The sequence below is a fragment of the Aliibacillus thermotolerans genome (genome assembly GCF_027853235.1).
GTDB lineage: Bacteria > Bacillota > Bacilli > Bacillales > Marinococcaceae > Aliibacillus > Aliibacillus thermotolerans.
In genome coordinates, this window is the sequence record NZ_WKJG01000031.1 from 36,933 (window position 1) to 44,601 (window position 7,669).

Annotated in this window: 6 protein-coding genes; 3 read left to right on the forward strand and 3 right to left on the reverse strand. The window is 41.6% G+C overall.

Going from position 1 to position 7,669, the window contains the following annotated elements:
• The first annotated feature begins 43 nt into the window (after window positions 1-43).
• Window positions 44-1,108: a M20/M25/M40 family metallo-hydrolase gene (locus GJS40_RS05035; protein WP_270896661.1), complete on the forward strand. Its 1,065-nt coding sequence runs from the start codon at window positions 44-46 to the stop codon at window positions 1,106-1,108.
• A 415-nt stretch (window positions 1,109-1,523) separates the two neighbouring features.
• Window positions 1,524-2,819, forward strand: a complete 1,296-nt coding sequence (locus tag GJS40_RS05040) for a hemolysin family protein (protein ID WP_270896663.1) — start codon at window positions 1,524-1,526, stop codon at window positions 2,817-2,819.
• Between the two features lie 57 nt (window positions 2,820-2,876).
• Here the strand turns inward: GJS40_RS05040 and GJS40_RS05045 are convergent, their stop codons facing one another.
• The 3 genes from GJS40_RS05045 to GJS40_RS05055 are packed head-to-tail and all read right to left on the reverse strand — an operon-like array spanning window position 2,877 to window position 5,892.
• Entirely contained in the window at window positions 2,877-5,285 is a 2,409-nt protein-coding gene (locus GJS40_RS05045; RefSeq protein ID WP_377901778.1) for a heavy metal translocating P-type ATPase, read from the reverse strand.
• A gap of 56 nt (window positions 5,286-5,341) precedes the next feature.
• Entirely contained in the window at window positions 5,342-5,554 is a 213-nt protein-coding gene (gene copZ / locus GJS40_RS05050) for a copper chaperone CopZ (RefSeq protein WP_270896665.1), read from the reverse strand.
• Window positions 5,555-5,604: 50 nt separating this feature from the next.
• Window positions 5,605-5,892 (reverse strand): metal-sensitive transcriptional regulator, encoded by a 288-nt coding sequence (locus tag GJS40_RS05055; protein ID WP_270896666.1) that lies wholly within the window; start codon window positions 5,890-5,892, stop codon window positions 5,605-5,607.
• A gap of 152 nt (window positions 5,893-6,044) precedes the next feature.
• On the opposite strand from GJS40_RS05055, the gene GJS40_RS05060 reads away from it, so the two are divergent.
• The gene (locus GJS40_RS05060; RefSeq protein ID WP_270896667.1) at window positions 6,045-7,211 is read left to right on the forward strand and encodes an FtsW/RodA/SpoVE family cell cycle protein; all 1,167 of its coding nucleotides are present in this window, start codon (window positions 6,045-6,047) and stop codon (window positions 7,209-7,211) included.
• The last annotated feature ends 458 nt before the right edge of the window (window positions 7,212-7,669 follow it).

The window sequence follows — 7,669 nt, forward strand, 5'->3', positions numbered from 1 at the left end:
AATGTTATGATGACAAAAGAAGAAAAGGATAAGGAGGATAAGTATGGATACATCGTCACAACATTTTTTATTTGAACTACTAAACACCCCATCTCCTTCCGGACGGGAGGAAGAAATTCAAAAGAAATGGCTCACATACGTAGAACCTTTCGCGGAAGATTTAAATACAGATGCGGCGGGAAATGCGATTGCAACGATCAATAACGATGCGAAACAGCAAATTGTGCTGGCCGGGCACTGCGATGAAATTGGTTTTCTCGTGAAATCCATTGATTCCAATGGTTACATTTCTGTCGAAAAACTTGGCGGCATTAGTCATAAACCTGCTCTTGGAATGAAAGTAGAGATTTTAGGAAAAAAAGGACCGATTAGCGGTGTGATTGGAGTAAATGCAGAACACCATGGCGGAGCGAAAGATTCTTTTTCTTTCTCCGATTTATTCATTGATTGCGGAGCAACGAGTAAAGAAGAAATGGAAGAGTATGTGTCGATCGGAGATGTGGCAGTATACAAGCGTACTCCGGAAAAACTTTTGAATGATCAAATTGCCGGTCGCGGCCTTGACAACCGAACGGGAGCGTTTATTGTAGCGGAAGTGCTGCGCAAGCTCTCACGTAAAAACATTTCCGTCGGCGTATCCGCTGTCAGTACGGTGAATGAGGAAACGAATTTAGGCGGGGCTTACTTTGCAGGGGCTTCCCTTGAACCGTCCCTTGCAATTGCCATTGACGTCACGTTTGCGACAGACTACCCGAGTGCAAACAAAGATAAACAAGCGGAAGTGAAACTCGGTGGCGGACCGGTACTTGCAAAAGGAGCGCCAATTAATCGGAAAGCGAATGAATTGTTAGAACAAGTCGCAAAAGAAGAAGGGATTCCCCTTCAATACGAGCTTACTCCTCGTACAACTGGAACGGATGCGGATCAACTAAGAAAAACAGGAAAAGGAGTGCCTGTTGCCCTTGTCTCCCTTCCACTGAGATACATGCATTCCCCGGTGGAAACCGCCCATTTAAAAGATATGGAACAAATCATTCACTTATTAACCGCTTTTCTTACACGACTGGACGGAACGGAAGATTGGAGACCTGTGTCATTGCCGCTATAATCATTAAGAAAGGAGCTGTCCAAAAAGTCATGATTGGTGACTTTTTGGACATTTTTTGTTACCGCTTCATCAAAAATTGCTTCTAGAAACGCCTCTCGGCCGAATAGGCATGTTTCCAACACCAAATGGTTGATGGAAATAAGTCATGGATAGTCATGCCATCGTTTCATTCAAAAATAGTTTGTGGAAACAAGCGATGAATGGAACATGGCACCGTTTCAGCGCTAAATGATTGTTGAAAGGAACGCTCGATTTATTTTTCAGGACTTATTAGACAGCCTCTTTTTTCGCCGTTGTAAAAAAGCAGCATTACATATACATCATCGTTTATTTATCTGGTATCATGAAAGATAAATAAAAAGTTGTTACCACATGGAAGGGGTGAATTCTTGCACAGAAACGTGCAAAGACTATTTTGGAGATATTTAGTTTGATCATGGTCGCAATTTTAATAGCCTTGACGGCTTTTTTTGTAGCCGCAGAGTTTGCTATTGTGAAAATAAGAAAATCAAGAGTAGAGGCGTTAGTCGCTGAGGGAAAGCCAGGAGCAAAAGCGGTTGAAAAAGTAACTAACAATTTAGATGGATATTTAGCTGCCTGTCAGTTAGGGATTACGGTGACAGCGCTCGGAATCGGGTGGTTAGGTGAGCCAGCAGTTGCTCATTTGCTTTACCCGCTCTTTGCTTATTTTGGTTTTTCTGATACGGTCGTATCCACGCTTTCTTTTGCTTTATCCTTTGGTATTATAACATTTTTGCATGTCGTGATTGGAGAGCTTGCTCCCAAATCATTCTCTATTCAAAAAACGGAAACCGTGAGCTTATTGCTTTCTCCTTTGCTCGTTGCCTTTAATAAAATAGCCTATCCATTTATTTGGTTTCTCAATGGAACCGCTCGTGCATTGGTTAAATTGTTCGGTTTATCTCCTGCTACAGAAAGCGGCGAAGTGTATTCAGAAGAAGAGTTACGCTCGATCATGTCTCTAAGTTATAAAAGCGGAGAAATTAATGCGACAGAAATCAATTACTTAAATAACGTGTTTGAATTCGATGAACGAGTGGCAAAAGAAGTGATGGTGCCGAGAACCGAAATTGTTTGTATATATAATGACAACACACATGAAGAAAACCTTGATATTTTAAGAAATGCCAAATTTACAAGATATCCGGTTGCAGATGGCGATAAAGACCATATTATCGGGGTTGTGAACATAAAAGAGTTTTTCTATGATTATTTAAACGATGAGCAGAAAAACCCAAAAAGTTACATTAAACCAATCGTTCATGTGACAGAAAATATGCCGGTCAATGAAGTGTTGACGCGGATGCAAAAAGAACATAGTTATATGGCGATTGTCATGGATGAATACGGCGGAACTGCCGGACTTGTGACAGTAGAAGACATTATTGAAGAAATTTTTGGAGAAATTCAAGACGAGCTAGATATCGATGAAAAACCGATGTACGAGCGCGTGAATGATCACACCTTTCTTCTTAACGGCAAATTGCTTATTTCAGAAACAAATGAATTACTTGGAACGACGATTGATGACGAAGAATTGGACACCATTGGCGGTTGGTTTCTTAACGAAGAAGTGGATGCAAAAGTAGGAACAACGATTGAATGGGACAATCACTTGTTTACAGTAAAAGAAATGGATGGGCACCAAATTAAAGCAATTGAAGTAAAGGTGAAGCAACAAGAGGAATAGAACCCTTTCACTTCACAATAATAAAAAGGGACTGCCCGATCAATGGACAGTCCGTTTTTACAATGTTACCCTTTGCAAACGGAGGGCATTTAAAACAACGGAGACCGAACTAAATGCCATCGCCGCTCCTGCAACCCAAGGTGCCAAGAGACCAAGAGCAGCAATTGGTATACCGAGACTGTTATAAACAAAGGCAAAAAATAAGTTTTGTTTAATGTTTGTCATCGTTTTTTGACTCATTTCAATCGCATCCGCGACGCTATTTAAGTCGCCGCGCATTAAAGTAATGTCAGCCGCTTCAATGGCGACGTCAGTTCCTGTTCCGATGGCCATCCCGATATCGGCAAGGGCAAGGGCTGGAGCGTCGTTCATGCCGTCTCCTACCATCGCTACTTTTCTGCCTTCTTGTTGAAGTTTTTCCACTTGGGCGCTTTTTTCTTCCGGAAGCACTTCTGCCATGACATCGTCAATCCTAACTTGTTTTGCAATAGCCTCGGCTGTTTGTCTATTATCTCCCGTAAGCATCAAAACGTGCAGACCGGCGTTTTTTAAACGGACAATTGCTTCCTTCGATGTTTCTTTCACCGTGTCAGATACGGCGACAATGCCGGCGAGTTCTCCGTCTACCGCAACGAGCATCGCCGTTTTTCCTGCCGCTTCTAGTTGCTTCATCCGGGCTTCACTACTTGCGAGGTCGATGTTTTGTTCTTTCATGAAGCGCCGCGTTCCAATGAAAATACGCTTTCCTTCCACCTTTGCTTCCACACCGCGACCTGTTATTGCTTGAAAATCAGTGGCGGTTGGAAAAGAAATTCCTTTTTTCACTGCCCCGTTCGTTAATGCAACTGCAAGGGGATGTTCAGAGTTTTTTTCCACCGCGGCAACGACCGCAAGTACATCCGTTTCATTCCATCCGTTCATTGGCGCAACATCCGTTAGTTCCGGCTCCCCTTTTGTAATGGTTCCGGTTTTATCAAGAATAATCGTATCTATTTGTTGCGTACTTTCTAAATACTCGCCCCCTTTAAACAACACACCCATTTCAGCGGCTCTTCCGGAACCTGCCATAATCGACGTCGGTGTCGCTAAACCGAGGGCACACGGACACGCAATGACGAGAATCGACACCGTTGGGATGAGCGCACGGCCGAAATCTCCCGGTGTGACAAACAGAATCCAAATGAGAAAAGTAAGAATAGCAATTCCAATAACGGTAGGAACGAAAACACCGGAAACTTTATCTGCCAATCGTTGAATGTTCGCTTTTGATCCTTGCGCTTGTTCAACAATGTGAATAATTTGTTGTAGGGCCGTATCTTTTCCTACTTTCGTTGCTTTTACATGCAGCAAGCCATTTTTGTTTACGGTCGCTCCAATGACTTCATCGCCTTTTTGCTTATCTACTGGAATGCTTTCTCCCGTAATCATTGATTCATCAACGGAAGAAACTCCATCGATGACTTCCCCGTCCACCGGTATTTTCTCTCCGGGTTTCACAATAACGACATCCCCGACCGCGACTTGATCGATGGCAACTTCTACTTCTTTATCGTCACGTAATACAACCGCTGTATCCGGGCGCAATTTTAATAATGCTTGAATCGCATGGGACGTTCTTCCTTTTGCCCGTGCTTCAAACCATTTTCCAAGAAGAACAAGGGTAATGACGACAGCGGAGGCTTCAAAATATAAGTGGGGCATTGCTCCTCCTGTAACGGTCCAGTCGATAGCGAGATACAAACTATAAAAATAAGCTGCAGACGTTCCCATCGCAACGAGAACGTCCATGTTGGCACTTTTGTTTCTTAATGACTTATAGGCGCCAACGTAAAAAGGCCAACCGATGATAAATTGCACCGGAGTGGCAAGAGCGAATTGAAACCAAGGGTGAAGAAAAAGATCCGGTATCCAGATAAAAGAAGTCCACTCAAAATGTGTCACCATTGTCCATAACAGCGGGAAGGAAAGAATAGCGGAAAAAACAAAACGTAACGCTTGTTTCCGGATGGTTTTTTCTTTATGAGCTTGAGAAGAGGAGTTTTCCTCTTTTTCTTCCATTTTATAACCAAGTTGAGAGATCGCTTCCTTCATTTTCTCGGTGGAAATAACTTTCGGATGGTATGTTACTGTTGCTGTTTCAAGGGCTAAGTTCACGGTCGCATGACTGACACCGTCTAATTTATTTAACTTTTTCTCGACGCGATTGGAGCAAGCGGCGCAAGTCATTCCTTGGACATCAAATTCTGCCTTTTCATGAACGACATCATAACCGAGATTACGAATTTTTTCTTCAAGATCTTTTTCGTTGATAACTTCCGGATCGTACTTAATATCGGAGCGTTCCAGCGCTAAGTTAACGTTTGCTCGTTCTACCCCTTCCATCTTTTGAAGTCCTTTTTCTATTCGGTTGGAACACGCCGCACAGGTCATCCCATCGATGTGAAGCGTGATTTCTTTATGTGACACATTCTTCACTCCTTCTCCATACCCATAGGGTGTATATCGATGCGAAAAAAATAATGTTATCCTGCGACGACATCATACCCTTGATCATCAATCGTTTCGACTATCTCTTCATGGCTCGTCTTTCTTTCATCATAGGAAACCGTCACTGTCCCTTCAGAAAGATTCACGTTCACTTTGGAAACACCACTCAATTTACTCACACTGCCTTCTACTGCTTTCACACAATGATCACAAGACATTCCTTTGACTTGAATTGTTTCTGTTTTCATGTTTTCTTCCTCCTGTTTTAGTAGAATGATTGAAAAGGGCAGAATATAGACTATTTCACCATTCGCTTCATTACGTCCATTAACTCTTCAATGGCGGCTTCTCCGTCGCCATTTTTAATCGCGTGGGAAACACAATGATGGGTATGATCTTCCATTAAAGCAAGAGACACTTTATTCATTGCTGCTTGTACTGCCGCAATTTGATTTAAAATATCAACGCAATATCGGTCAGATTCTACCATCTGATGAATGCCTCTCACTTGACCTTCAATTCGTTTTAAACGATTTAGCAGTTGCTGTTTATTCGGTTGGACCGTCTTTTTTGTCGATTTTTCCATTCCTGTCCTCCCTTAATGTGTAATACATATACCCTGTATCATATTTTAACAAACAATTTATTTTTTGCAAATATGTAGACCTTTTTTCTTTTTTCCGTTATCGTAGTTTGAGAGTAGTCTCGTCTTAAAGGCGAAATGGAGGAGACTTTTATATGAACAAACAAACAGAGCAACGATATGACATCAACATCTTTTTTATTTTGTTTTTATTCAGTGTATTAAGTTGTATGTACATTTATTTTGCACAACAACTTCCCCAATATAATACGAACTTTGCCCTTCGACAAGCGGTGTTTTTTGTGATTGCTTTTATCGTCGCATTTGTCATTCTTCACTTTGACTTTGAATATTATCTCCATTTGTCATGGATATTATATGGTGTTGGACTGTTACTTCTTATCATTCTTGCCATTGCACCGGAGTCCATTGCTCCGCCAAGTAAAGGAGCAAAACGGTGGTTTGACTTACCGGTTATTGGCTCATTTCAGCCTTCCGAAATCATGAAAATTTTCATGATCATTTTATTATCTAGCATTATTTATCGTCATAATCAAACATATGTCAATCGTTCGTTTCACACGGATATGATGCTATTAGGGAAAATGCTTGCCGTCGTGGCTCCACCTGTATTCTTATTAATCCAGCAACCAGATATGGGAATGATTATGCTCACTGCAGCCATTTTTTTAGCACTTCTTCTCGTTTCCGGTATTTCCTATAAAATTATTGCGGTCATCACCGGAATTCCAGCCATACTTTTTGCATTGTTTCTCATCGCCTATTGGCGCTTCCCGGCACTTTTGGAACGGTACGTATTTAGCCATATGTCTGACTATCAAGTTCGGCGTTTTTACGGATGGCTAGAACCGTTAAAATACGCAGATGAAGGATACCAAACGGCAAAATCCATCACATTGATTGGATCTGGGAAACTATTAGGAACCGATACAGGTGGATATTTACCAGAAGCCCACACGGACTTTATTTTTGCGATTATCGGAAATGTCCATGGCTTTGCGGGAGCAGCTTTTGTCATTACGCTTTATTTTGTCTTTATTTATTTAATCGTATTAATTGCACTTCGTTGTCACCACTCCTTTGGGAGACTACTATGTGCCGGCGTCATCGGGATGTTTTCTTTTCAAGTATTTCAAAATATCGGGATGACGATTGGACTTCTCCCGGTAACAGGGTTTACCCTTCCATTTATTAGTTACGGCGGAAGTTCGCTCGTGTCCTCGATGATTGCGGTAGGAATTGTACTGAGTGTGAAATACCATAGTAAGAACTATATGTTCTCGTCTTCTGAAGGCAGTTAGTCTCGCAAAATGAGATAAACGAACGGGTTTTTTATAAGGTACTTGTAACCCGGTCTTGGTGATTTTTTTCTTTTTCTGAATGAGATACAACTGGAAACCTACCACGATCGTTTAGAAAAAGAATGATCGTTGAAATCTTTCAAAACGACTAATTCCAATTCCAAGAAGCAAAAAAAGGTTGTAGGAACGATTCATAGAACCTTTTTGCGAGAAAAATTCCATGAAGTGGTCGCTTGAAAGTGTGGAAGGGCACAAATATGCGTTATAAGCTTTGAAATTTCGCGTTTGACGGTTTCATGCGACACTTTTCAGTAGAAAATCAAAAATAGATGGGGCTGTCTAATAAGTCCTGAAAAACAGATCGAGAGGAGAAAAATGTGTCTTTTTTCTCCTCTCGATTTTGTATATTTTTGGTTTTTCGCTGAAAGTGGCTTGCGGAGGCTTGCTACTTTCAGGAG

Coding starts and splice junctions, on each gene's coding strand:
- GJS40_RS05055 (WP_270896666.1), bottom strand. CDS start 5,892: ATGGAAAAATCGACAAAAAAGACGGTCCAACCGAATAAACAGCAACTG.
- copZ (WP_270896665.1), bottom strand. CDS start 5,554: ATGAAAACAGAAACAATTCAAGTCAAAGGAATGTCTTGTGATCATTGT.
- GJS40_RS05035 (WP_270896661.1), top strand. CDS start 44: ATGGATACATCGTCACAACATTTTTTATTTGAACTACTAAACACCCCA.
- GJS40_RS05060 (WP_270896667.1), top strand. CDS start 6,045: ATGAACAAACAAACAGAGCAACGATATGACATCAACATCTTTTTTATT.